The sequence below is a fragment of the Fibrella musci genome (assembly GCF_041321105.1).
Classification (GTDB): Bacteria; Bacteroidota; Bacteroidia; order Cytophagales; family Spirosomataceae; genus Fibrella; species Fibrella musci.
Map to the genome: position 1 here is coordinate 606,084 of NZ_JBGGWD010000005.1, position 22,203 is coordinate 628,286.

General features: G+C 55.3%; 25 protein-coding genes. 17 read left to right on the forward strand and 8 right to left on the reverse strand.

The window, feature by feature from the left end:
* The first annotated feature begins 79 nt into the window (after positions 1 to 79).
* The 9 genes from ACAW74_RS18950 to ACAW74_RS18990 all read left to right on the forward strand — a co-directional run bounded on the left by ACAW74_RS18950 (position 80) and on the right by ACAW74_RS18990 (position 7,987).
* Entirely contained in the window at positions 80 to 730 is a 651-nt protein-coding gene (locus tag ACAW74_RS18950; protein ID WP_370699790.1) for a T9SS type A sorting domain-containing protein, read from the forward strand.
* Positions 731 to 929: 199 nt separating this feature from the next.
* Positions 930 to 1,829 carry an outer membrane protein assembly factor BamD gene (locus ACAW74_RS18955; protein ID WP_370699791.1) on the forward strand — a complete coding sequence of 300 codons (900 nt, stop codon included), beginning with the start codon at positions 930 to 932 and terminating at the stop codon, positions 1,827 to 1,829.
* A 6-nt stretch (positions 1,830 to 1,835) separates the two neighbouring features.
* The gene (locus ACAW74_RS18960; protein WP_370699792.1) at positions 1,836 to 2,159 is read left to right on the forward strand and encodes a DNA-directed RNA polymerase subunit omega; all 324 of its coding nucleotides are present in this window, start codon (positions 1,836 to 1,838) and stop codon (positions 2,157 to 2,159) included.
* A gap of 81 nt (positions 2,160 to 2,240) precedes the next feature.
* Positions 2,241 to 3,470, forward strand: a complete 1,230-nt coding sequence (gene coaBC, locus ACAW74_RS18965; protein ID WP_370699793.1) for a bifunctional phosphopantothenoylcysteine decarboxylase/phosphopantothenate--cysteine ligase CoaBC — start codon at positions 2,241 to 2,243, stop codon at positions 3,468 to 3,470.
* An 8-nt stretch (positions 3,471 to 3,478) separates the two neighbouring features.
* Positions 3,479 to 4,390: a type IX secretion system protein PorD gene (porD, locus tag ACAW74_RS18970; RefSeq protein ID WP_370699794.1), complete on the forward strand. Its 912-nt coding sequence runs from the start codon at positions 3,479 to 3,481 to the stop codon at positions 4,388 to 4,390.
* Positions 4,391 to 4,516: 126 nt separating this feature from the next.
* On the forward strand, positions 4,517 to 6,181 hold the full coding sequence (gene recN, locus ACAW74_RS18975; protein WP_370699795.1) for a DNA repair protein RecN: 1,665 nt from the start codon (positions 4,517 to 4,519) through the stop codon (positions 6,179 to 6,181).
* Positions 6,182 to 6,287: 106 nt separating this feature from the next.
* Complete coding sequence (locus ACAW74_RS18980) at positions 6,288 to 6,755, forward strand: viral A-type inclusion protein (RefSeq protein WP_370699796.1); 468 nt, start codon at positions 6,288 to 6,290, stop codon at positions 6,753 to 6,755.
* On the forward strand, positions 6,730 to 7,431 hold the full coding sequence (locus ACAW74_RS18985; protein WP_370699797.1) for an SCO family protein: 702 nt from the start codon (positions 6,730 to 6,732) through the stop codon (positions 7,429 to 7,431). The genes ACAW74_RS18980 and ACAW74_RS18985 overlap by 26 nt, the downstream gene beginning before the upstream one ends.
* 67 nt (positions 7,432 to 7,498) lie before the next feature.
* Positions 7,499 to 7,987 (forward strand): c-type cytochrome, encoded by a 489-nt coding sequence (locus tag ACAW74_RS18990; protein WP_370699798.1) that lies wholly within the window; start codon positions 7,499 to 7,501, stop codon positions 7,985 to 7,987.
* A 93-nt stretch (positions 7,988 to 8,080) separates the two neighbouring features.
* Here ACAW74_RS18990 and lptC read toward each other — a convergent pair whose 3' ends face one another.
* From lptC to ACAW74_RS19005, 3 genes are read right to left on the reverse strand one after another with little or no spacing between them, the layout of a single operon-like run.
* Positions 8,081 to 8,653, reverse strand: a complete 573-nt coding sequence (gene lptC, locus ACAW74_RS18995; protein ID WP_370699799.1) for an LPS export ABC transporter periplasmic protein LptC — start codon at positions 8,651 to 8,653, stop codon at positions 8,081 to 8,083.
* A gap of 17 nt (positions 8,654 to 8,670) precedes the next feature.
* Positions 8,671 to 9,951: a BamG family beta-barrel-assembly machinery protein gene (gene bamG / locus ACAW74_RS19000; protein ID WP_370699800.1), complete on the reverse strand. Its 1,281-nt coding sequence runs from the start codon at positions 9,949 to 9,951 to the stop codon at positions 8,671 to 8,673.
* 31 nt (positions 9,952 to 9,982) lie between these two features.
* Positions 9,983 to 10,744 carry a type III pantothenate kinase gene (locus ACAW74_RS19005; RefSeq protein WP_370699801.1) on the reverse strand — a complete coding sequence of 254 codons (762 nt, stop codon included), beginning with the start codon at positions 10,742 to 10,744 and terminating at the stop codon, positions 9,983 to 9,985.
* Positions 10,745 to 10,875: 131 nt separating this feature from the next.
* Here ACAW74_RS19005 and ACAW74_RS19010 point away from each other — a divergent pair, with 131 nt between their 5' ends.
* The 5 genes from ACAW74_RS19010 (at position 10,876) to ACAW74_RS19030 (ending at position 14,597) form a co-directional block, all read left to right on the forward strand.
* Positions 10,876 to 11,577: an SAM-dependent methyltransferase gene (locus tag ACAW74_RS19010; protein ID WP_370699802.1), complete on the forward strand. Its 702-nt coding sequence runs from the start codon at positions 10,876 to 10,878 to the stop codon at positions 11,575 to 11,577.
* Between the two features lie 141 nt (positions 11,578 to 11,718).
* Positions 11,719 to 12,360, forward strand: a complete 642-nt coding sequence (locus ACAW74_RS19015; protein WP_370699803.1) for an MBL fold metallo-hydrolase — start codon at positions 11,719 to 11,721, stop codon at positions 12,358 to 12,360.
* A gap of 101 nt (positions 12,361 to 12,461) precedes the next feature.
* Complete coding sequence (gene pssA, locus ACAW74_RS19020; protein ID WP_370699804.1) at positions 12,462 to 13,172, forward strand: CDP-diacylglycerol--serine O-phosphatidyltransferase; 711 nt, start codon at positions 12,462 to 12,464, stop codon at positions 13,170 to 13,172.
* 67 nt (positions 13,173 to 13,239) lie between these two features.
* Complete coding sequence (purS, locus tag ACAW74_RS19025; protein WP_370699805.1) at positions 13,240 to 13,491, forward strand: phosphoribosylformylglycinamidine synthase subunit PurS; 252 nt, start codon at positions 13,240 to 13,242, stop codon at positions 13,489 to 13,491.
* 95 nt (positions 13,492 to 13,586) lie between these two features.
* The gene (locus tag ACAW74_RS19030; RefSeq protein WP_370699806.1) at positions 13,587 to 14,597 is read left to right on the forward strand and encodes a 3-oxoacyl-ACP synthase III family protein; all 1,011 of its coding nucleotides are present in this window, start codon (positions 13,587 to 13,589) and stop codon (positions 14,595 to 14,597) included.
* A gap of 89 nt (positions 14,598 to 14,686) precedes the next feature.
* Here ACAW74_RS19030 and ACAW74_RS19035 read toward each other — a convergent pair whose 3' ends face one another.
* Entirely contained in the window at positions 14,687 to 15,532 is an 846-nt protein-coding gene (locus ACAW74_RS19035; protein ID WP_370699807.1) for an AraC family transcriptional regulator, read from the reverse strand.
* Between the two features lie 153 nt (positions 15,533 to 15,685).
* Here ACAW74_RS19035 and ACAW74_RS19040 point away from each other — a divergent pair, with 153 nt between their 5' ends.
* Together ACAW74_RS19040 and ACAW74_RS19045 are read left to right on the forward strand one after the other, a co-directional pair.
* The gene (locus ACAW74_RS19040; RefSeq protein WP_370699808.1) at positions 15,686 to 16,870 is read left to right on the forward strand and encodes an MFS transporter; all 1,185 of its coding nucleotides are present in this window, start codon (positions 15,686 to 15,688) and stop codon (positions 16,868 to 16,870) included.
* Between the two features lie 105 nt (positions 16,871 to 16,975).
* The gene (locus tag ACAW74_RS19045) at positions 16,976 to 17,632 is read left to right on the forward strand and encodes an HAD family hydrolase (protein WP_370699809.1); all 657 of its coding nucleotides are present in this window, start codon (positions 16,976 to 16,978) and stop codon (positions 17,630 to 17,632) included.
* Positions 17,633 to 17,724: 92 nt separating this feature from the next.
* Here the strand turns inward: ACAW74_RS19045 and ACAW74_RS19050 are convergent, their stop codons facing one another.
* Complete coding sequence (locus ACAW74_RS19050; protein ID WP_370699810.1) at positions 17,725 to 18,231, reverse strand: MOSC domain-containing protein; 507 nt, start codon at positions 18,229 to 18,231, stop codon at positions 17,725 to 17,727.
* A 75-nt stretch (positions 18,232 to 18,306) separates the two neighbouring features.
* Positions 18,307 to 18,750, reverse strand: a complete 444-nt coding sequence (locus ACAW74_RS19055) for a hypothetical protein (RefSeq protein WP_370699811.1) — start codon at positions 18,748 to 18,750, stop codon at positions 18,307 to 18,309.
* Between the two features lie 89 nt (positions 18,751 to 18,839).
* On the opposite strand from ACAW74_RS19055, the gene ACAW74_RS19060 reads away from it, so the two are divergent.
* Positions 18,840 to 19,376: a hypothetical protein gene (locus ACAW74_RS19060; protein WP_370699812.1), complete on the forward strand. Its 537-nt coding sequence runs from the start codon at positions 18,840 to 18,842 to the stop codon at positions 19,374 to 19,376.
* 97 nt (positions 19,377 to 19,473) lie between these two features.
* On the opposite strand, the gene porX is transcribed toward ACAW74_RS19060, so the two are convergent.
* Together porX and ACAW74_RS19070 are read right to left on the reverse strand one after the other, a co-directional pair.
* Complete coding sequence (gene porX, locus ACAW74_RS19065) at positions 19,474 to 21,036, reverse strand: T9SS response regulator signal transducer PorX (RefSeq protein WP_370699813.1); 1,563 nt, start codon at positions 21,034 to 21,036, stop codon at positions 19,474 to 19,476.
* A gap of 156 nt (positions 21,037 to 21,192) precedes the next feature.
* Positions 21,193 to 22,095 (reverse strand): glutamate--tRNA ligase family protein, encoded by a 903-nt coding sequence (locus tag ACAW74_RS19070; RefSeq protein WP_370699814.1) that lies wholly within the window; start codon positions 22,093 to 22,095, stop codon positions 21,193 to 21,195.
* Positions 22,096 to 22,203: the final 108 nt, after the last annotated feature.

Below are 22,203 nucleotides of genomic sequence, written 5' to 3' on the forward strand. Positions count from 1 at the left end.
TTAAGTACGAACGCGTTGACATTCCCTTTTCACATAGGTACGTTTGTAGTAAGCAATGGTAACGCATTGATTGTCAAGCATGAAACAAACTTTACAGATATATGGGTGTTTACTGGGCCTCTTGGTGGCCACTTCGCTACGGGCGCAGGATCCCGGACGGAGTCGGCTTAACCTGGGTCGCAAGGCACCTGCCAACTCACCAACCGCCACCACGTCGGTCAGCAAGCCCCAGCGATTGTTGGTGCCTCGCCCGTACGTAATGGCTCCGATGGACCGCCTGCTGACGCTGGGCAAGAACTCGGCCATTCGCGATTACTATCGGTCGATCCTGATTGCACCAAGTGCGCAGGCAACCCGCATTACCAGCAGCACGCGTGCCGCAGCTGCTGAAACTCCTGCGACGCCGGTAATTGACCGTAACCTGTCGGAAAACACGCTGCATTCGGAAGAACGGATGTATGCCAGCGATCAGCTCACGGTGTCGAACATCTACCCGAACCCTGCCAACGACTTCGCCGACATTGACTACGCCATGAGTAACAGCGTAGGCAGCGCCAGCATCACCCTGTTGAATATTTTGGGGTCGCCCATTGCCGAGTATACCCTTGATCGCAACGAACGCAAGGTACGCCTGCAAACCCGCGATCTACCTTCAGGCTATTATTTCTATCAACTCTCGGTAGAAGGCACCAAAGTCGCCACCAAGAAATTACTGGTGAAACATCAGTGAGATAGGTTAGTCAGTCGTGCCGCAGGAGTGCTAAGCCTGGATAGTCCGTTCAGCTTTTTCTGCATAAAACGACTTTCCAGACCCAGTACTTCTTGCATACGACTTACCAGACTCTTAAAGAACGTTAATCCCTGCACCAGAATGGCTACCGGCACGTTAACTAGCCGGTAGCCATTCTTTTTTGTATATTTGCACCCTTATGCGAAATCGCCGTATCCTTGTTTATTGTCTGGGGCTTTTCCTCGTGAGCCTATCGGCCTGTTCTGACTTCTCGAAGATCCAGAAAAACGGCACCGACGACGACAAGTACAAAGCCGCGCTGAAGTACTACAACAAGCAGGACTGGTATCGGGCCGGGGTTCTGTTTGAGGAGATTATCCCGAAACTGCGGGGTAGCGCCGAACAAGAGTTGTCGCAGTTCAACTACGCCTACACCCAATACAATCAGGGTCTGTATGAGCCCGCTGCTCAGCTTTTCAAACGGTTTTACGAAACGTTTGCCCGTAGTGAGCAGGCGCCCGAGGCCATGTACATGTATGCCGTTGCGCTCTACAAGAGTACGCCAAGCTTCAACCTCGATCAGTCGGGTACCATTGGCGCTATGTCGGCGTTGCAGGACTTCGTAAACACGTACCCGGAGAGCGAACACGTTAAAGATTGTACCGACCTGATTCTGAACCTGCGGAAGCGGCTGGAACGCAAGGCCTACGAACGGGCAAAGCAGTATTACAAGGTGAGTGGCTTCAGCATCGCCAACTACAAATCGGCGGTGGTAGCCATCAACAACTTTCAGCGCGAATTTCCTGACTCGGAATTCAACGAAGAACTGGCGTATCTGAAAGTAGACGCACAGTACAGCCTGGCTAAAAACTCGCTCGATACGAAGCAGAAGGAACGTTATCAGGAGTCGTTGGCGTTTTATCAGGCATTCAAAGAGAAGTACCCCAACAGCAAGTACCTGAAGCAGGCCGACAAAATGGTCGAAGGGAGCCAGAAGGAACTCGACCGGATTGCCAAAGAAGAGAAGGCTCGCGAAGAACTTAAAAAGCAACAACAACCCGCCCCCAACGCACCCGCCAAGGTGACCTCAGGGCAGTAATCGATTATGGCAACGTCAAATCCGTCAATCATCACGCGCGACACCGACAAGATCGCAGCAGTAACGGGCAATCTGTACGAGTCGGTCTCGCTTATTTCGAAGCGTGCCCGTCAGATCTCGACCCGCAATAAGGAGGAACTGAGCAACAAACTGTCGGAGTTTGTGTCGGCGGTCGATAACCTCGAAGAAGTATTCGAAAACCGCGAGCAGATCGAAATTTCGAAATTCTACGAGCGTCTGCCCAAGCCAACGACGCTGGCCACCGACGAGTTTTTGCAGGGTAAAGTCTACCATCGGTATCCCGAAGAAGGCGAAGGTACTGCCCAGTAAGTAGTTGACCCGTCTAGCTAAAAGCAAGCAACCAGACCGCAGGTACTGCCCGCGTCGGGTTTCTTGCTTTTTTTGTTGTCGATGAATCCACTTCACAAAAAACGCATTCTGCTTGGTGTGTCGGGCAGTATAGCCGCCTACAAAGCGGCCTTGCTGGTGCGGTTGCTGGTGAAAGCCGGTGCCGAGGTGCAGGTTGTTATGACCGAATCGGCTACGGCCTTTATTACGCCCCTTACACTCGCTACGCTGTCCAAACGCCCCGTGCTGTCGCGCTTTGTGGCCGACGACACCGGCACCTGGAACAACCACGTCGAGCTAGGGCTTTGGGCCGACGCCCTCGTGATTGCCCCGGCTTCGGCCCGAACGCTCGCCCGCTGCGCCACCGCCCTGTGCGACGATCTGCTGTCGGCGGTTTATCTGTCGGCCAAATGCCCCGTGTTTTTTGCGCCCGCCATGGACCTCGACATGTATCACCACCCGGCTACGGTCGACAACCTCAACCGGCTGCGGTCGTTTGGCAACCAGATCATCGACGCCACCCACGGCGAACTGGCGAGTGGATTAGTTGGTGAAGGCCGCTTGGCCGAGCCGGAAACGATTGTGCAGACGCTGGCACGACACTTTAGTCGGCGCCCGGAGCTGGTGGGAAAATCCATCCTGATTACGGCAGGCCCCACGCAGGAGCCCATCGACCCGGTCAGGTACGTTAGCAACCATTCCACCGGCAAAATGGGCTTCGCCATCGCACACGCCTTTGCCCGCGCCGGTGCCGACGTGACGCTTGTAGCCGGACCAACGTACCTGGCCACGCCGGACGACGCCATCCGGCGCATCAACGTGCGGTCGGCACAGGAAATGTTCGAGGCCACGGCTGAAGTTTTTCCCACCGCCGACGTCACGATTCTCAACGCGGCCGTCGCTGATTACACGCCTGCTCATCCGGCCGACAAGAAGATCAAGAAGAACGACGCGCAGTTTGCCATCGAACTAACCAAAACGGTCGACATCGCTGCGACGCTCGGAGCCCGGAAACGGCCCGATCAGCTGATGATGGGGTTTGCGCTCGAAACCGATAACGAACACGCCAACGCGCTGGGCAAACTGCACCGCAAAAACCTCGACTGGATTGTGCTGAACTCCCTGCGCGATTCGGGCGCGGGCTTTGGGCACGACACCAACAAGATTACCGTTATTAGCAGGCAGGAGGCCGTTCATGAATTTGCGCTCAAAAGCAAAGACGAAGTGGCCGATGATTTGCTAACGATTATTGCTGAGCAGTTAATGACGAAACTGCCTCCCCAAAACGAATGAAAAGAGTTATGAAACGCTATCTGTTTCTCTCTGTCTGCCTGCTCGCTGCCCACCTTGCTCCGGCGCAGGAATTGAATTGTACGGTGAATCTCAACTCCGATCAGTTGGTGGCCGTGCAGAAGACCGATTTTTCGTATTTCAGCCAGTTGAAAACGGTCATCAGCGACCTGATGAACAACCGCCGCTGGACCAACGATCAGTTTGGGCAAAACGAAAAAATCAACTGCACGCTGACGGTCAACCTATTGCGCTCCGAAACCCAGGGGGTCTTTCAGGGCAACGCGCAGCTGACGGTCAGCCGGCCGGTTTACGGCACCAACTACCAGACCATCATCCTGAGCTACGTCGACCGGGGCTTTAACTTCTCCTGGTTACCTACGCAGCCCATTTTTTACCGCGAGAATCAGTTTTCCGACGACCTGACGCAGATTCTGGCCTTCTACGCCAACATTATTCTGGCGGTCGATTACGACTCGTTTTCGCGGCAGGGTGGTAATCCCTACATTCAGCGGGCCTACCAGGTAGTGAACCTGGCGCAGGCGTCGAGCCCCAATCAGAGCGACTGGTCGAATACCGACAATGGGCGGCGCAACCGGTTCTGGCTCGTCGAGAATCTCCAAAGTCAGCAGGTGATTCCCTTCCGCGACGGATTCTACAATTACCACCGGCTAGGGCTCGATGCCTTCGCCAGTAACCCGGTTCAGGCTCGAAAATACACGATGGATTTGCTGACCAACATGCGGCAGATTACCTTGCAAAAGCCCGGTGCGGTCTTGCTGAACTCGTTCTTCGACGCCAAATCTGACGAGTTGCTGAATATCATGGCCGAGGGCACTCGCGACGAACGCAAGCGGGCGTTTGACCTGCTCTCGTTTCTCGACCCCAGCAAAACCGAGAATTATAGACGGCTGCTGAATTAACGAGTTCTCTGTCCATCGTTGACCGTCCTCAGTTGCGTTGCTCAAGCTTAAAAGTTTGGCGAAAGTAGCGTAACTGAGGACGGTCAACGGTGAACAGAGAGCTGAAAATGCTTGTTCTTTTTTCGTATGCTATCGCACTTATTGATCAAGAATTACGCGCTGATTGAGCAGTTGGAGATGGTGCCTGATCAGGCCCTGAATATCATTACGGGCGAAACGGGAGCGGGCAAATCCATTATGCTCGGTGCTATTGGATTGCTGCTCGGACACCGGGCCGACACGCGGGTGCTGTATGACCCCACCCAGAAGTGCGTCATCGAAGGGTCGTTCAACGTGGCTGGGTACGTGATCGAAACCATTTTTGACGAAGAAGAACTGGACTACGCCGAGCTCTGCATTGTGCGGCGCGAGATTAGCCCCAGCGGAAAATCGCGGGCGTTTGTCAACGACACGCCGGTGAATCTGGAAACGCTGCGGCGCGTAACCAGCCAGCTGATGGACATCCACTCGCAGCACGATTCGGTCATGCTGGGGTCCAACGAATATCAGTTGCAGATTGTCGATACCTACGCGCAGGACGACGACCGGCTACGTACCTACCGGGCCGATTACCAGACCTACCGCGACCGGCAGATGACCTACGACCACCTCCAGAACGAGGCCGGGGCCATGCGCCGCGAGTTTGATTACAATAATTTTCTGTACCAGGAACTGCTGAAAGCCAACCTCCAGGCCGATGAGCAGGAGTTGCTGGAACAGGAACTGAACGTTCTGGAAAATGCGGGCGAGATCAAAGAACGGCTGTTGATGGCCTTCGAATACCTCGACAACCCCGAACAGTCGGTTGTGTCGCAGTTGAAAAGTGCGGTCGGTTGCCTCAATCAGGTAACCAAGGTGGCCGAGCAGTATAAGGCCTTACAGGAGCGTGCGCAGAGTGCGTTGATTGAACTCCGCGATCTGGCCGACGAAATCAGTACCGAGCAGGAAAGCGTCGATATCGACGACAGCCGCGCCGAAGTGGTGCGTGAGCGGCTTAGCCTCATCTACCAATTACAAACCAAGCATCAGGCCAGCAATGTGGCGGCGCTGATCACCCTGCGCGATGAGCTGGGCCAGAAAGTGAGTCAGGTGCTCAACCTCGACGATGAACTGGCCAAGGCCAAAGCCAAAGCCGAGGCGGCGCAGAAGAAAATGCTGACGTCGGCCGAGGCGCTGTCGAAGGCCCGCATGGCAGTGCTGAAACCTATCGAAAAAGAGATCAAAGGCCTGCTCGACGATCTGGGCATGCCCAACGCCTCGTTGCAGATCAGCGCCGAGAAAGGCCGCCCGACCCCCTCGGGCATCGACACGGTATCGTTCCTGTTTTCAGCCAATAAGGGTGTCAAGCCCCAGCAGTTGAAGAATGTCGCGTCGGGTGGTGAGTTCTCGCGGTTGATGATGGCGATCAAATATATTCTGGCCAGCAAGCGCTCCCTGCCAACGATTATTTTCGACGAAATCGACACGGGGGTTTCGGGCGAAATTGCCATCAAAATGGGCCACATGATGCGCGATATGGCGCATACGCACCAGTTGATTGCCATTACGCACCTGCCGCAGATCGCTGCTCAGGGCACGGCCCATTACTTCGTCTACAAAGACCATTCGGCCGCCAAAACAGTCAGCCGGGTACGTCGCTTGTCGTTCGAGGAACGGGTGCAGGAGATTGCGCAGATGATCGGTGGCAAAACGCCCTCCCCCAGCGCCGTCAACTCAGCCCGCGAGATTCTGGAACAGAACGCGGTGGCTTGACGGCCACTACAACTACCCCTCAATCTACCCTGATCGACAGCAACGCAGCTTGCTGATGCAAGGCTACTTTTAGACGTCGACCTTACAACCATTGAACGTCACTTTAATGAAAATCTCCCACTACCCTATCGCGCTGGCTTTGCTGATGCTGGCTTGTGGTCCATCTACTTCAGACAAGAACGAAGGCAACGAGCAGACAGCCTCTGTTGAACAGCTAGAGAAAGACGTCTTCGCCGTTCACGATGACGTGATGCCCCGCATCAGCGACATCATGAAACTGAAAAAAGAGCTCAACGGTAAGCTGGCATCGCTCGACAGCCTGCAACAGGCGTCGCCCAGCGAAGCGGTCCGCATCGACGAGCAGAAAGAGCAAGGTCGGTTGATCGTGCGCCGCCTAACCGAAGCCGACAGCCTGATGAGGGATTGGATGCACCACTACAACAGCGACACGCTCAAAGCCCTCCCGGAAGCCGACGCAGTGCGTTACCTCAACAGTCAGAAAGAGATCATCAACGATGTTAAGAAAAAGATTAACCAGAGTGTGGGCGATGCACAGGCTTACCTCAAACAGTAAATGCTGGCCGGGTACGTTGCCTGTAGGTACGTTCCTGGTAGGTACGTTGCTGGCCTGTTCGCAGGCAGGCGATCAACTACCCATTCTTGGCGAGCGCGAGGCGGTGACAAAGCAGGTCGACGGGAAAACCGTAACCGATACCGTTTACCACACCATCCCCGCTTTCAAGTTTGTCAGTCAGTATGGCGACACGGTTACGGCGGCGGCGGTAAAGGACAAAATCTACGTGGCCGATTTTTTCTTCACGACTTGCCCTACCATCTGCCCCAAGATGAAAACGCAACTCAAGCGGGTCTATGAGCGGTTCAATACCAATCCCAACGTGCTGCTCCTGTCGCACACCATCGACCCGGAACACGATTCGGTCGCGGTGCTGCGCGAATTTGCCAGCGAATTAGGCGTAAAGGGTAAAAATTGGCTCTTCGTCACGGGCGACCGCGATAAGATCTACGAGATCGGCGAAAAGAGCTACATGGTTACCGCACAGAAAGACGCGTCGGCTCCCGGCGGGGTGGTGCACAGTGGCGCCTTCATTCTGGTTGACAAGCAACGACACATCCGGGGCATCTACGATGGCACGATCAAGGAGAACGTAACGGAAAACGGTAGCACTCGAAAAGGCGTCGATCAGCTCATGATCGATATGGACAAGCTATTAAAGGAAAATGGACAATGAACGACGAAGAATGTACGATGCACAATGTATGATGCACAATGTCGTTTCAGCCCACCGACGCGATACAATGACGCTTCGCTCACTCCTTTATAAGCTCTTTTCCATGCTAAGTTGGTCAGCCATTACAGCCCCATTGTACATTGTACATCGTTCATTGTGCATTCTCAGTGCCTTGTACCTGCTTTCCGCCTGCCAGTCGGACGAGGAAACGAAACGGCAGAAATACATCACGGAAGGCATCATGCTCTACCGGAATAACTGCGCCAACTGCCATCAGGTCGACGGTGCCGGGCTGGCGGGGCTATACCCGCCCATCGCGAACTCCGATTACCTGAAAGCCAACAAAAACGCCGTAATCTGTTCGATCCGGCATGGACAGCAGGGCCCCATCGTGGTGAATGGTAAAACGTATAACCGCCCCATGCCGGCTCAGCTGCAATTCAGTGCTCTCGAAGTGGCGGAGATCACCACCTACATTTACAGTCAGTGGGGCGATGACAAACGCCTCGTAACCGGCAAGGAAGCCGAAGCCATTCTGGCGAATTGTAAGAAATAAGGTCAATGTCTAAGGGCCAAGGTCCAACGTAGCTAACGCGTTCTTTGTTGCGTTAACTACGTTGGACCTTGGCCCTTAGACATTGACCTTACCCTAAAACCCGCCTTCCAGGTTGAAAACACCAGTGGGTTTACGGATGGAGTAGCGCGAGAAATCCTGATTGGCATCCAGCCCTAATCCATACAGCCGCTCGCCGGTAAGCTGACTCGACACGATGACGCGGCTTTCGGTAAATACCTTCTTGGTGTTGGGGTTCCAGTGAAGCAGGTTCGTCTGCAGTTTCTCGCGCTTCTGTTTGTTGATCACCACCACATGGCCCATCACCGTGTACAGGTCTTTCGCTTTATCATACCGCCCCGAATCGGACCGGAGCGTCGTCACGACCTGCTGACCGGTGGGGTCATAGAAATCAACGAATACTTCTTTGGGGTACTTTCGGTCGTCGTTCAGGTAACGAAGCTGGCGGGCCGTCGTCAATTTCACCTTCAGGGCCGCCGCCTCGCTGTAAAGCAGCTTCACGTTCTGAATTTCCTCGATGGCCCCTTTGTATTCGACCCGCGTCGGCTTTTTCTCTTCCTCACAGGCGGTCAAGCTGATGAAAGCAGTACAGTAGGCGATGTACAGTGCCGCTTTCAGTCCCCGTTTACTCCATTGTACATCGTCCATTGTACACTGTACATTCATTAATCAATTACCGTTTTGCGGAACCACCAGTCATTGAGCGAGAAGCCCAACGCCACTTTGAAGTACCGTTCCCGAATCTGCGAACCAACCAGGGAGCCGCGCTGACCGCCAACCAGCGCCAGATTGATGTGGTTTACAAAATAAGCGCCTACCGGAATCGAGAACCCAAGGCTGCCATTGATATCCGTCACCTGCTTGCCATCGACCTGATAAGGCATCTGATTGTACTGAAAACCAGCCCGATAGGTAATCAGATCGCGGTAGCGCGTCGAGGTTGGTTTGGGGGTATATTCAACGCCAACCGCCGTGTGGAGACCGTCGCGCAGGTTACCCGGCTGATCGGTTACCGTGCGGAACTGCGACCAGCTTTGGAAACCAACTTCGGCCCCAATAGCCAACTGGTTATTTTTTTCGTACGTAATGCCAAACTGAAGCTGCTGCGGCAACACCGACCGGGCAGCCGTGTTCGACCGGAGCGTATCGTCGCCCGACACCAGGCTACCGCTGAGCTGTTGCTGGTACACGTCGGTTTCGCTGGCGCTCAGGTTGGTACGGGGCGCAAACGTCAGACCTATGTTCAGAGCACGGTCTTTGCCCAGATTGGGCCGCCAGGCAGCGCCAAAGTTCACGGCAATGTCCGAGTAATTAACCCGGTTCACCCGCGCCACGGTAATGTCCTCGTTTGTATTGATCAGCACCCGCGACGTTGAGTTGGTGGTGATGTTACCAAACAGGAACGAGGCTTCGGCACCCAGGTAAATGTTTTTCCCCAACCGCACCCCGTTGCTGATCGACGCCCGGTTCAGACCACCCTTTCCGCTGTAAATCAGTTCGGTTTCGTAGATCGAGTTCGGTACGCGGCCATAGGTTTTGGTCTGATAGTCGACATAGCTGTACGGACGCAGGCTGATAGCCGTATTCCAGCGCGACGACAGCGGAAACGCCAGCGCCAGATAGCTCAGGTTACCCCCAAAATCGCGCTGTGTCTGCTGATCGCCCGACCGAATCTGGCTGAGGGCCTTTTGCTGCCCCAGCAAACCCACCTCGAAGATGGTAAACCGCGACCGTCGGGCCAGCAGCGCCGGATTCTGGCTGTTCAGGTAGAACGGACTGGCGTAACTGACGCCGATGCCGCCCATACCCAGGTTGGTGACGTTGGCGGCGGGTAGCAGTTCGCCCAGGCCCAGTGCCGAATAAGGTGAGTTGCCGAGACCCTGCGCCGATGCGTTCCCGGCGATCAGCAGGCTAAGGCCAGCGACGAATAAGAATGACTTTTTCACAAATAGAAGCGTATCACGTGCTGGTTACACGTCAGTGATTCTGACGCGACAGGTTGTATAAAAGAATCTGATTCAGGCCCAGCAGCACCAGATCAGGAACTGCAAATATACCCGGTTTCAGGCGGTTTACGAACAGCGGAGCGTCGCCACCGCAGACGATGACCCGTAAATGCGGATATTGGTTGGTATATCGGTCGATCAGGCCGTTCAATTCGAGCGCCATTCCGTTCATGGCGCCACTCAGCAGGGCGTCGCGGGTATTGCGGGCCGTAATGGGGGGCCATTCGCCGGGAGCGGGTAACTCGGGCAGCGGCAGGCGGGCCGTGAAGGTGTGCATCGCCCGCAGTCGCATTTGCAAACCCGGTGCAATAAGGCCTCCTTCGAACGTACCTGAGGATTCCCCAGCCGTCACCGATACGAAATCGGCGGTGATGCACGTACCCAGATCGAGTACCAGACAGGGCTCGCCGGGACAAATGGCTGCTACGCCCGCCGCCGCCGCCAGCCGGTCGGCACCCAGCGTATGTGGTGTTTCGTAGCCATTTTTGACCGGCACGGGCAGCGTAGGTGATAGCAAAAGCCAGTCGGCTCCACCGTCGAATTCATCCAGCGCCAGCCGCATTTCGTCGGCGGGGCGGCTGGTCGACGAGACAATCACGTGCTGCGGCGGCTCGCGCTGAAGGGCGTCGCGTAGTTCGTCGGGCGACGCATAACGGGCGGTTTCCTGCAACTGCTCTCCGGCAAACCAGCCGGCTTTGATGCGTGTATTTCCCCAGTCAATGGCGAGGTTCACTATATCGGTTGATGCTTAAGGTGGAACGGCTGACGTGGCTGGTGCTACCGTGTTTTTAACGGGCCAGTCCATTACAAACGTCAATCGCCGACCGGCAATCACCAAAGTTTTAACAAACTTTGTGACTCCTTATGCCAACGCTCTACCTGATTCCGACCCCGCTGGCGCCCGATACGGCCGCCCATGTGCTGACGCCCCCCATCGCCGATGTAATTGCCCATACCGACTGCTTTTTTGTGGAAGAACTGCGCACGGCCCGGCGGTTTATCAGCAGCCTGCGCACGGGCCGGGTTATTGACGAAACGACGTTTTACGAACTCCACAAAGACACGCCCGAAGCCGATACCAAACGGCAGCTGACCGATCTGCTGGCGCAGGGCCGCGACGCGGGTGTTCTGTCTGAGGCGGGTTGCCCTGGTGTGGCCGACCCCGGTGCCGTAGCCGTGCGGCTGGCCCACCAACTCGGTTTTCGGGTCGAGCCGATGGTGGGGCCGTCGTCCATTCTGCTGGCGCTGATGGCGTCGGGTATGAGCGGCCAGTCGTTCATCTTTCACGGCTACTTACCCATCGACCGGCCCGAACGTACCCAGTTTCTGAAACAGCTGGAGGCCGATGCCCGCCGGAAAGGGCAAACGCAGCTCTTCATGGAAACGCCCTACCGCAACAACGCCCTTCTGGCCGATCTGCTGGCGGTTGGCCAACCCGATACCCGCCTTTGCATCGCCTGCCACGTAACGGCCCCCGACGCCCTCATCCAAACCAAAACGCTGAAGCAGTGGAAAGCCAACGTACCTGATCTCCACAAAAAACCAACCATCTTCGTCTTGGGTTAAGAGTAGGTCTTACCATAAAACCACTGAGCACACAGGGAGCAACTTGCAGTTCGTTTTCGCCAACACCTGTCATAATCTCTGTACGCTCTGGGCCTCTGTGGTGCCCTCCTTCATTCCTTTTCGTACTTTTGCCCCCGCATTATGGTACACTCGTTTGAGTTCTCGCCGTTTCAGGAAAACACGTATGTTATCGCCGACGAAACGACCCGCGAGGCAGTCATTATTGATCCCGGTTGCTACGAGCAGGCCGAAAAAGAGGAACTGGCCCGGTTTATCGCCAGCCAGAACCTGACCGTTCGCTACCTGCTGCTGACCCACGCCCACCTCGATCATGTGTTTGGGGCAGCGTTTGTCAAGCGCAAATACGGCGTCGAACTTTACCTCAACGAAAAGGACGTACCCATCCTGACCGACGTACCCAACCGCTGTCTGATGTTTGGCCTGCGTGGCTACGAGCTGGTCGAGCGCGATCAGAATCTGGCCGAGGGCGATGTCATCCGGTTTGGCAACATTGAACTGGCGGTAGTCGAAACGCCGGGGCATGCGCCGGGACACGTGGCGTTCATCAACCATGCCGAGCGGTATGTAATCGGTGGCGACGTGTTGTTTCGGGGTAGTGTGGGCCGCACCGACCTGCCCTACGGCGACTTCGACACGCTGTTGACCAGCATTCAAACCAAATTTTACACGCTCCCCGACGATTACGTGGTGTATGCAGGCCACATGCAACCCACCACCATCGGTCAGGAAAAGCGGTCGAATCCATTCACAAAAGGAATGTAAAATGAACGATGTACAATGTACAATGGAACTCCTTGCCAACGTACCCATCCGTGCTCATCCATTCATTGTACATCGTTCATCATTCATCGTACATTAAAACCATGCTCAAACACGTACCTAACGCCATGACCTGCGGCAACCTGCTTTGCGGGTGTCTGGGCATCCTCTTCACCATGCAGGGCGAGCTCGTCACGGCTGCCTGGCTCATCATTCTGGCGGGGGTGCTCGATTTTGGCGACGGGTTTGTGGCGCGGGCTGTTGGCGCGTCGGGGCCGTTTGGTAAAGAACTCGATTCGCTCGCCGACGTGGTCACCTTTGGCGTGCTGCCCTCTTTCATCTTACTGCAACTGCTACGAGGCGACACACCGGGCCAACTTATCTCGTTTAGCTGGCCTTTGTTGTCATTTGCCATCGCGGTTTGTGGCGCCCTGCGGTTAGCCCGGTTCAACATAGATACCCGCCAGACCGACCAGTTTCTGGGTGTGCCCATTCCGGCCAATGCCATCACGGCGGCTTCGTTTCCTATGATCGTGGCCTTCCAGCCGCAATATGCGTCCATCGTGTTGAGCCCCCTCTTCCTGTATGGCTACATCGTGGTCATGTCGCTGCTGATGGTATCAGAACTCCCCCTGATGGCGTTTAAATTCAAGTCATTTAAATGGGCGGATAACAAGGTTAAATACAGCTTCCTGATTGCCTCGGTGCTGCTGATTGTCCTCCTTCAGTACGCCGCCATTCCGCTCATCATCCTGTTGTACATTCTGCTTTCGATACTGACCAACCGGCAGGAAGGTGCGAAAACAAGTCATTAACCGGCTCAAAAAGCCCGCACGAAATTTCGCTTTCACTCAGTCAATAGTTCACTCTTTCACGTATATCATGAAATTCTTCGCTGAAATCGACATCATGCCCCAGAAAGAAATTCTGGACCCCCAGGGTAAAGCCGTTAAGCTGGGTTTGCACAACCTGAACATGGACACCATCGACAACGTCCGGATCGGCAAACACATCCGGCTGGAGGTTGATGCGGCCAGTGAAGAAGAAGCCCGCACGACAATCGATGCCGCCTGTCGTCAGTTGCTGGCCAACCTGATTATGGAAGAATACAGTTTTACGCTGAAGGCGGCGTAGTTAACGTTTGCGGTTTCGTGTTTCTCGTTTGACGTTGTTTTTAGTTATACTGACATCAACGAACAACTCGAAACCGCAAACACCTTTCATCAACAATGACACCGATTTATGCACGCATCACGGGGTTGGGCTACTACGTACCCGACAACGTGGTCACCAACGATGACCTGACGCAGTACATGGAAACCTCCGACACCTGGATTCAGGAGCGGACGGGTATCCGGCAGCGTCGGTATTTCACGTACGGCAAAGACACCAACGCCAGCATGGCTACGGCAGCCAGCCGCATGGCGCTCGAACGGGCCAGCCTGCAAGCCACCGATGTCGATCTGATCGTCTACGCCACCATCACCCCCGATTACTATTTCCCCGGCTCGGCGTTTCTGATGCAGCGCGAATTGGGCCTCGAAGGCACCGCCGTCATCGACATCCGTCAGCAGTGCTCGGGGTTTGTGTACGCGCTGTCGATCGCCGATCAGTTCATCAAAAGCGGTACCTACAAAACGGTGCTGGTGGTCGGCTCCGAAATCCAGTCGACGTACCTGAACAAGAGCACCGAGGGCCGTAATGTAGCCGTGATTTTTGGCGACGGAGCGGGTGCCGCCGTCGTGCAGGCCACGACCGACCCTGAACACCGAATTCTGAGCACGCACCTGCACGCCGACGGCCGCTATGCCGAAGACCTGATGGTGAAAGAGCCCGGTAGCAGCAGCCACGCCGATCGTTGGGTAACCCCCGAAACCCTGACCGACAACCAGTATGGCGTGACCATGAACGGCAACGCGGTTTTCAAACATGCCGTGGTGCGCTTCATGGAAGTCATCAACGAAGCACTGGAAGCCAACGGCAACACCGCCGACGACCTCGACCTGCTGGTGCCGCATCAGGCCAACATTCGTATTTCGGAGTACGTGCGGCAGCAGATGAACCTGCCCGAGAGCAAGGTGTTCAACAACATCGATCGTTTCGGCAACACTACCGCCGCCTCCATCCCCATCGCCCTCACCGAGGCTTACGATGCGGGCCTGCTCCAACCGGGCAGTCTCGTCTGCCTCGCCGCCTTCGGTAGCGGCTTCACCTGGGCCTCAGCGCTAATCCGCTGGTAGTTTCTTTCAGTATGCAGTATACAGTGAACAGTATACAGTGATTTGCTGTGGCGTAGCCTAACTGCATACTGTTCACTGTATACTGAAAACTACACCAGCCCCTTCCGATAGGCGCTGGGGGTTTGGCCGGTCAGGGTTTTGAATGTCTTATTAAAGTGCGACAGGTTGGTGTACCCTACATCGGTGCCAATCGTCGCGATGGGCTGATCGGTATGCAGCCGCTGCCGGGCCTGACTGATGCGGTATTCATTGACAAAGTCGGTGAAAGTCAGGTGAGTCATTCGTTTGAAGTAACGGCAGAAAGCCGGTACCGTCAGGTTGGCCAAATCGGCCACCGTGCGTAGGTCGATGGCCTCCGCGTAATGCTCAGCAACGTACCCATAGATCCGGTTGATCCGCTGCTCTTCCTTCGGGTCGACTGCAAACTGAATGCCCTCAGCTTGTAGCGGCTGCATATCCGGCGCCTGCCCCATCCGCTGAAATACTGCCAGCAGGGTCAGCAGCCGGTCGAAGCCCGTTTGGTAGGGCAGTTGCTGTAACAGCGGCCCCACCGCCCGCTTTGTGTCGGGGCCAAAAGCCAGTCCCTGTCCGGCCCGCTCGAACAGGCGCCGCACCGCTTCCAGCTCCGGTTTTTGCAGAAAGTCGGACCCCATAAAATCGTCGCGCAACTGCACCACCACCTCTTCGTAAGGCCCTTCTTTGTCGTAGCTGAAATTCAGGTGGGGTACGTTCGGTCCAATAAAGACCAGTTCCCCGTCTTCATAGGCCGACACGTGCTGCCCTACATGCCGCCGCCCGTTGCCTTCGGGGATATAGACAATCTCGTATTCGGGGTGATAATGCCAGTACACCCAGCAGGTTTGTGGCTGGGTCAGGTGCACAACCTTAAACGAGCTGTGAGGTTGTTTATCTATTTTCTCAAATTGAAGGCGCATAACGGCCAAAAATATAATCTGTAGTTACTATTGCCTAGTTAACACGAAAACCGGCGAAAAGCGCACTTTCGTACATAAATCGATTAATCCAGCATTAGAAAGCGTAAATCGGGTAGCAGTAACGTACCCAGCATCCTCCCTACCTTTGTTAGCATGAATACAACCGTTTCACGATCACAAAACCCGTTTGTCCGTAATGTAGCCACCTTTTTCGGCAACGCGCAGGCGCGGGCTGTTGGGTTGGTATTTGCGTCGGACAGTGTGTTGTTTGGCAGTTGGGTATCGCACATCCCTCACGTGAAAGCGAGCTTGCAACTCGACGACGCCCAGTTGGGGATGACACTCTTCGCGATGCCGGCTGGCCTGATCACCATGAACCCGCTTACGGGCTGGCTCATTGGCCGTCTGGGCCCGGTGCAGGCCTGTTTCTGGGCCGCTGTCTTTCTCTGCCTGTTCATGTGCATTCCGGTCAATGCCCCCAATGTTTTGGTGCTGGTGGGTGGGCTGTATGGCGTTGGTCTGAGCGCTGCTCTCATTAACGTGGGCATGAATACCCTCGCCACCGACGTTGAGAAAGCGCACGGCATCTCTATTATGTCGTCGTGCCACGGGATGTGGAGCGTAGGTGGCATGGTTGGCTCGGGCGTTGCCGGACTCGCCATCGCGCAGCACATACCACCGGGCGTCCATGTGGCCCTGATGGCGCTGCTGATATTGATTTTGACGTTCCTGGTTCGTCCTACGCTACAACGCATTCCGTTGAATGTCCCCGAAAAAGCGTCTTCGTTTGTGCGGCCCAACATCGACCTGTTTCTGATGATTCTGATTGGGCTGGCGTTGGCCATGGGCGAAGGCGTTGCCTTTGACTGGAGTGCCGTTTACCTGCGCGAAACCCTCGGTGCGAGCAGCCAGGTGGCGGCGCTGGGCTTTGGTGCCTTCTCGCTGACCATGACCCTTGGCCGCTTCACCGGCGACGTGATTATCCCGCATATCGGTGGCCGACGCTGGTTATTCATTGGTGGTATCATCGGGGCTGTGGGTCTGCTGCTGGCCGTGCTGTTCCCCTACCCACCCGTGGCGCTGGTTGGCTTTGCGCTGCTGGGCGCGGGTTGTTCGCTGGGGGCCCCCATTCTTTACGGGGCCGCCCTGCGCGTGCCAGGCATTGCCCCTGCCGCTGGCCTGGCTACCTTTGCCACGTTTAGTTTTATTGGTTTTCTGGCTGGTCCGCCCATTATCGGGTTCGTAGCCGACGCCTTCGGGCTCCCCTGGGGGCTTGTTTTCGTCGCCGCCTCGCTACTCATTTCGTCGGGTCTGAGCCGAATCGTTAATTTGTTTTAGAGTTGAGTTTTTCCATCCGTTCCAGTCAACGAGGTCATAAACGTATTCACGTTTGACCGACGTAGACGACGAAGCGGCAAACCGAAAAACGCGAACCTTTCCTTCATGCTAAAAGCAGTCATCTTCGACATGGACGGCGTTATCGCCGATACCAACCCCCACCACGAAATCGCCTGGCGGAAATACTACGAGCAACACGGCCGCACGCTCTCGAACGATGAGTTTGTCGAGTTCATTTCGGGCAAACACAACCGGCAAATCGTGGGGCACCTGTTTCCGGGGCAAGAGCTGCCGCTGGACGACGTCGACCGGCTGGGTTACGAAAAAGAAGCCCTTTTTCGCGAAATCTACGCCCCCGACATCAAGCCCGTTCCCGGTATACCCGACTTTCTGGCTATGCTGAAAGCGCACGGCATCAAAACCGCGGTGGCAACATCGGCCCCGGTCGAAAACCTTGATTTCGTGATCGATACGCTGCAACTCCGCCCCTTTTTCGACGAACTGTTGCACGAAAAGCTGGTCACGCGCCCCAAACCCGACCCCGAAATTTACCTGAAAGCCATGACGATGCTGGGCGTTTCACCCGAAGAGTCGATCGTGTTCGAAGATTCGATGACGGGTATCCGGGCAGGTCGTACCTCAGGCGCCAAGGTGGTCGGTGTCGCTACGACCCACCGCGTTGACGAGCTCGCCGAACTGACCAACGATGTCATCACCGATTTCACCGAAATGACCTGGGAACGGCTGACCAAGCCGAGGTGATAAAATGAGTTTGACGTTTGGCGTTTAAGGTTTGACGTTGGCTGACGCGTTCTCGCTTGCGCCAATCAACATTAAACTTCAAACGCCAAACGTCAAACTACCTTTATCAATGTCACCCCATCACCCACTTGCACGGTGCCGCCTTGTAACACGCGGGCGGTGATGCCACCGTGGCCACGCAGGGCATTGTAACCGCCTTCGCCGAGAGCCGTTTCCATCTTCGAACAGGGGTAACATTCGCCCGTGTATTCCAGTATAACCTCGTCGCCGAGGCAAAACTGCTGCCCTTTCAGCGCGAGTAGGTTGATACCCGACACCACCAGATTACGGCGCAACAGCGCCGGGTCGATCGGCAACGTACCTGGCTGTCCACCCGTCAGAAACGACGCGATCACCGGCAGGTGCTCGGCCTGAATCAGCGTCACGTCGCGCTTGCCGCTCTGCCCGCTGTAATGATCGCCCGCCAGACCGCCACTCGTGTCGACACGTACCGACGAAACGGCCGTTACAGGTACGTTCCGCGCCGGACGCACCCCAATCCACTCCACCCGGCCGGTCTGTGGCATCACCGTGAAAAGGTCTTTGATATTAGCAGGCATAAGAAATCAGTATACAGTGAACAGTATGCAGTGTCCATTGCCTAAGCTAACTGCATACTGTTCACTGCATACTGTCTAGATTGCGGGTACAAACTCCAGGTTAACGGGCGTGTCGACACCATCGACTTTGGTGGTCTGCCGAATCGCAAAGCGGGTACGGCTCAACGCAATGATGGGGAAGACCCCTTTGAAACCCGTTACGTTCACGTCGAGCGAGGCATTGTCTTCGACCAGATACCACGTACCACCATTAATGATCTGTTTGCTGCTACGGTCGATGGCCCGCGCCACGTTGTTCGTCGTAAACTGAATATCGGCGTAATTGAGCGCCAGTGCCTGCACACCCAGCCGGTTCAGGGCGATGTTGCCGCCGTTGGCATCGTTGATACGGTCGAGTCGCCAGTTGTTGGCAGCCAGCAATTCGGTGCGGCTTTCGAGCGTAACAACTCCGTTGTCTTTTTTGCAGGAAACGGCGCCTATAAAAAGGGCGGCAACCAGTATCAATTGGGCAAAATGCATAGGTATATGTTGAGGTTGATTACGCGAAAAACGAACAAAATTCCGATTTGGCGTATATTAGTGTAACAACTCAATTTGTCTGCTGTGCCATGAACCGGTTCTTTTTATCCATAGGTCTGCTACTAGGCTGCGTGGCCTGCGTCTCGAACCGCCCCATGAAGGGCCATACGCCCACCGACCCGTCGGAGTATTACGTGAAGGCGTCGCCGCTGGAAGAATTGAACCGGCGCATTCTGCCCGACCCCATCGGCGGGCTGGGCCACAGCAACGACATCCAACTTCGCGTCACCGACATCCGGCTGACCAATCAATACACGGTGCTGTATATGCTGTTTGATCATGGTGTGGGCCAAAACGCCGGTGGGTCAACCCAGATCTCGATCGACCCGAAAGCGAAGCTGGTAAGCCGCGATGGCAAGTCTACCTTTGCGTTTGTCAAAGCAGAAGGCATCCCGCAAACGCCCGAGCACCTTGATGTCCAGGCTGCCGACAAGGCCCGGTTCATTCTCTACTTCGAGCGTCTGACTCCCGGCCTCAACGAGTTTGCCCTCTTCGAGTGCGAAGACACCGCCACGACAACCTGTTGGAACATTACCGATATGCACGTCGAAAACCCGGCCCAATAGATCTGATTGTCAATAAGGCTATCTGATTTCCTTCAAAACGGTGCGCCCGACTTTCAGTAGAAGCGAAAGTCGGGCGCACCGTTTTGAAGGTATAGCTCTACCGTTTTGGCGTCAGGTAAGCGAAGGGAATAATGATCTCTTCGAGCGAGACCCCCCCGTGCTGGAACGTGTCGCGGTAATAGTTGACGTAGTAGTTGTAGTTGTTCGGATACGCGAAGAAGTAATACTCCGTCGTGAATACGTAGGCCGTCGAGACGTTGGGCTTAGGCAGGAAGAACCGCTCCGGCTTCCGGGCCACAAACAGGTGGGCGTCGTCGAAACCGAGGTTTTTACCCTGCTTGTAACGCAGATTCGTGTTGGTTTCGCGGTAGCCCACAATCTTGGCCGGCTTCTGTACCCGAATCATACCGTGGTCAGTGGTGATAATCAGGCGACCGCCTTTATCGGCGATTTTCTTCAGGAGTTCAAACAACGGCGAGTGCAGAAACCACGAGCGCGTCAGGCTACGGTAACCCGACTCATCCGGGGCCAGTTCCTTGATCATCGCCATGTCGGTACGGGCGTGGCTCAGCATGTCCACGAAGTTGTACACGACTACGTTCAACTGATTCTGCATCAGGTTATTGACGTTATCGACCAGCGATTTACCCTGGTTGATATTCAGAATCTTGTTGTACGACATCTTCACGTTCAGCCGCGCTTTGTCGAGCTGTCGCTTCAGAAATTCGTCTTCGTGGTTGTTGAGTCCAGCTTCCTCATTGTCGTCGTTTACCCAGATGTCGGGGTGCTGACGCTCCATCTCACTCGGCATCAGCCCCGAGAAAATCGAGTTTCGGGCAAAGCTTGTTGTCGTGGGCAGAATCGAGTAGTACGACGATTCTTCCTGTACCGTGTAAAAGTCAGCGATGATCGGCTCGATTACTTTCCACTGATCGTAGCGCAGGTTATCGATCAGCACGAAGAAAAGCGGAGCCTCCGACGACGACAGCAGCGGAAATACCTTCTTCCGCATCAGGTTGTTCGACATCAGCGGCTTGTCAATCTTCGGATCGTTGAGCCAGTCTTCGTAGTTCTCCATGATGAACTTGCAGAAGTTGGCGTTGGCCTCGGTTTTCTGCATGTTCAGCACCTCCGACATACTGTTATCCTGGGCGCTATCCAGTTCCAGTTCCCAGTAGATCAGCTTCTTATACACGTCGGCCCATTCGGCATGATCCATCCGGTCATTGAACTGCATGGCCAGATTCCGGAAATCCTGCTGATACCCAATGTTGGTGCGCTCCGTTACCAGCCGTTTGTTGTCGAGGTTTTTCTTCAGCGACAGCAGCAACTGACTGGGATTGATGGGCTTGATAAGGTAATCGGCAATTTTCGACCCGATCGCCTCTTCCATAATGTGCTCTTCTTCGCTTTTGGTGATCATCACCACCGGCAGGTTAGGCCGCATCTGCTTAATCTGGGCGAGCGTTTCGAGGCCGGTCATGCCGGGCATCATCTCATCGAGGAGTACCAGATCAAACTGAGCCTGTTCGACCTGATCGAGCGCATCGGCTCCCGAATTGACGGGCGTAACGGTATATCCTTTGTTTTTCAGGAAAAGTATATGGGGCTTTAACAGATCGATTTCGTCATCAGCCCAGAGAATCGTGTAGTTCTGCATGGAAGGAATAAACAGTTGGCGTTCGGGGTCTGACGGCTCTTGCTACCAGTCAGCCGTCATTGAATGGACCGGAGACAGGCAGCTGATTCAGCACGTCAAACCATGCTTGTTTAAACACCTAACGCCTCCTTCTGTTCAGGGCGTTCGATTTTAATACTATTTAACAGTCTGTACAGCGCTGAAAAGTGCGTCGGATATCGCGTTGATAGCCAGCAAATCAGCTAATGATTGGGCTGATTCGAGTAAAATCCCTTGCGATCCACGTAGCAACGTACCTACCTGCTCAAACACCCTTGCGGGTCCTTCGCCCGCCAGCCGCATCGCCCTGATCGACGTTGGCCCCGCCGCACCACTCCCCGCCGATTTCGCCAGTTTGTGCCCTGATGCATCCAGCAGCAACGGATGGTGCCAGACCTGCGCCCTCAGGAACGTACCTGGATCCGTGATGGATTTGTCCGGTGAGGACGTACCCAGCTTTAGCCGTTCGGCCAGTTCGCGTTGCATTCGGGTCGAGTCGTACAGGTCCTGCCCGCGTACTAGGTGCGTTACGCCAAAATCAATGTCGTCGGTGAGCGAGGCAATCTGGTAAGCGGGCAATCCGTCGCGGCGGCGCACCACAAAATCACTACCATCGTCGGCCCGAAACCGCCAGGCCACGTCGGGGGCGTCGAGGGGTAGGTTCTGGGTACGTATCGCAGCTGGGTACGTGTCGCCCAACTCGGCCAACTGCTTCCGCGACCAGCCACAGGCATAGACAGCGCCCGCCGCCACCAGCCGATCCAGCGTCGCCTCGTAGCGCGCCAGCCGGTGCCGCTGCGACCAGTTGGCCTCAAAGTCATCGGGGCCGCTGGGGCCGAGGTCGTAGTCGAGTCCTAACCAGTCGAGCGTATAGAAAACGTCGGCCACATATTCGGGCCGTTTCCGGTCGGCGTCGAGGTCGTCGATGCGCAATAACACCTGGCCGCCCCGCTGCCGCGCCGCCAGCCACGTCAACACAAAGTTGACGGCGTTACCCAAATGCAGGTAACCAGAGGGCGTTGGGGCAATGCGAGTGAGCATGGTTACTTACGTTTCTCGAGCGAATTTTGCCAATTATTTTCTAACAATGCTTTTGTTGTTAAAATTTTTTGACAATAAATTTGTTGCGAACAAGATTTAACAACAAAA

Bases quoted from the DNA above. Each gene is read 5' to 3' on its own strand.
- ACAW74_RS18950 (WP_370699790.1), top strand. From the start codon at position 80: ATGAAACAAACTTTACAGATATATGGGTGTTTACTGGGCCTCTTGGTG.
- ACAW74_RS18955 (WP_370699791.1), top strand. From the start codon at position 930: ATGCGAAATCGCCGTATCCTTGTTTATTGTCTGGGGCTTTTCCTCGTG.
- ACAW74_RS18960 (WP_370699792.1), top strand. From the start codon at position 1,836: ATGGCAACGTCAAATCCGTCAATCATCACGCGCGACACCGACAAGATC.
- coaBC (WP_370699793.1), top strand. From the start codon at position 2,241: ATGAATCCACTTCACAAAAAACGCATTCTGCTTGGTGTGTCGGGCAGT.
- porD (WP_370699794.1), top strand. From the start codon at position 3,479: ATGAAACGCTATCTGTTTCTCTCTGTCTGCCTGCTCGCTGCCCACCTT.
- recN (WP_370699795.1), top strand. From the start codon at position 4,517: ATGCTATCGCACTTATTGATCAAGAATTACGCGCTGATTGAGCAGTTG.
- ACAW74_RS18980 (WP_370699796.1), top strand. From the start codon at position 6,288: ATGAAAATCTCCCACTACCCTATCGCGCTGGCTTTGCTGATGCTGGCT.
- ACAW74_RS18985 (WP_370699797.1), top strand. From the start codon at position 6,730: ATGCACAGGCTTACCTCAAACAGTAAATGCTGGCCGGGTACGTTGCCT.
- ACAW74_RS18990 (WP_370699798.1), top strand. From the start codon at position 7,499: ATGACGCTTCGCTCACTCCTTTATAAGCTCTTTTCCATGCTAAGTTGG.
- lptC (WP_370699799.1), bottom strand. From the start codon at position 8,653: ATGGACGATGTACAATGGAGTAAACGGGGACTGAAAGCGGCACTGTAC.
- ACAW74_RS19010 (WP_370699802.1), top strand. From the start codon at position 10,876: ATGCCAACGCTCTACCTGATTCCGACCCCGCTGGCGCCCGATACGGCC.
- ACAW74_RS19015 (WP_370699803.1), top strand. From the start codon at position 11,719: ATGGTACACTCGTTTGAGTTCTCGCCGTTTCAGGAAAACACGTATGTT.
- pssA (WP_370699804.1), top strand. From the start codon at position 12,462: ATGCTCAAACACGTACCTAACGCCATGACCTGCGGCAACCTGCTTTGC.
- purS (WP_370699805.1), top strand. From the start codon at position 13,240: ATGAAATTCTTCGCTGAAATCGACATCATGCCCCAGAAAGAAATTCTG.
- ACAW74_RS19030 (WP_370699806.1), top strand. From the start codon at position 13,587: ATGACACCGATTTATGCACGCATCACGGGGTTGGGCTACTACGTACCC.
- ACAW74_RS19035 (WP_370699807.1), bottom strand. From the start codon at position 15,532: ATGCGCCTTCAATTTGAGAAAATAGATAAACAACCTCACAGCTCGTTT.
- ACAW74_RS19040 (WP_370699808.1), top strand. From the start codon at position 15,686: ATGAATACAACCGTTTCACGATCACAAAACCCGTTTGTCCGTAATGTA.
- ACAW74_RS19045 (WP_370699809.1), top strand. From the start codon at position 16,976: ATGCTAAAAGCAGTCATCTTCGACATGGACGGCGTTATCGCCGATACC.
- ACAW74_RS19050 (WP_370699810.1), bottom strand. From the start codon at position 18,231: ATGCCTGCTAATATCAAAGACCTTTTCACGGTGATGCCACAGACCGGC.
- ACAW74_RS19055 (WP_370699811.1), bottom strand. From the start codon at position 18,750: ATGCATTTTGCCCAATTGATACTGGTTGCCGCCCTTTTTATAGGCGCC.
- ACAW74_RS19060 (WP_370699812.1), top strand. From the start codon at position 18,840: ATGAACCGGTTCTTTTTATCCATAGGTCTGCTACTAGGCTGCGTGGCC.
- porX (WP_370699813.1), bottom strand. From the start codon at position 21,036: ATGCAGAACTACACGATTCTCTGGGCTGATGACGAAATCGATCTGTTA.
- ACAW74_RS19070 (WP_370699814.1), bottom strand. From the start codon at position 22,095: ATGCTCACTCGCATTGCCCCAACGCCCTCTGGTTACCTGCATTTGGGT.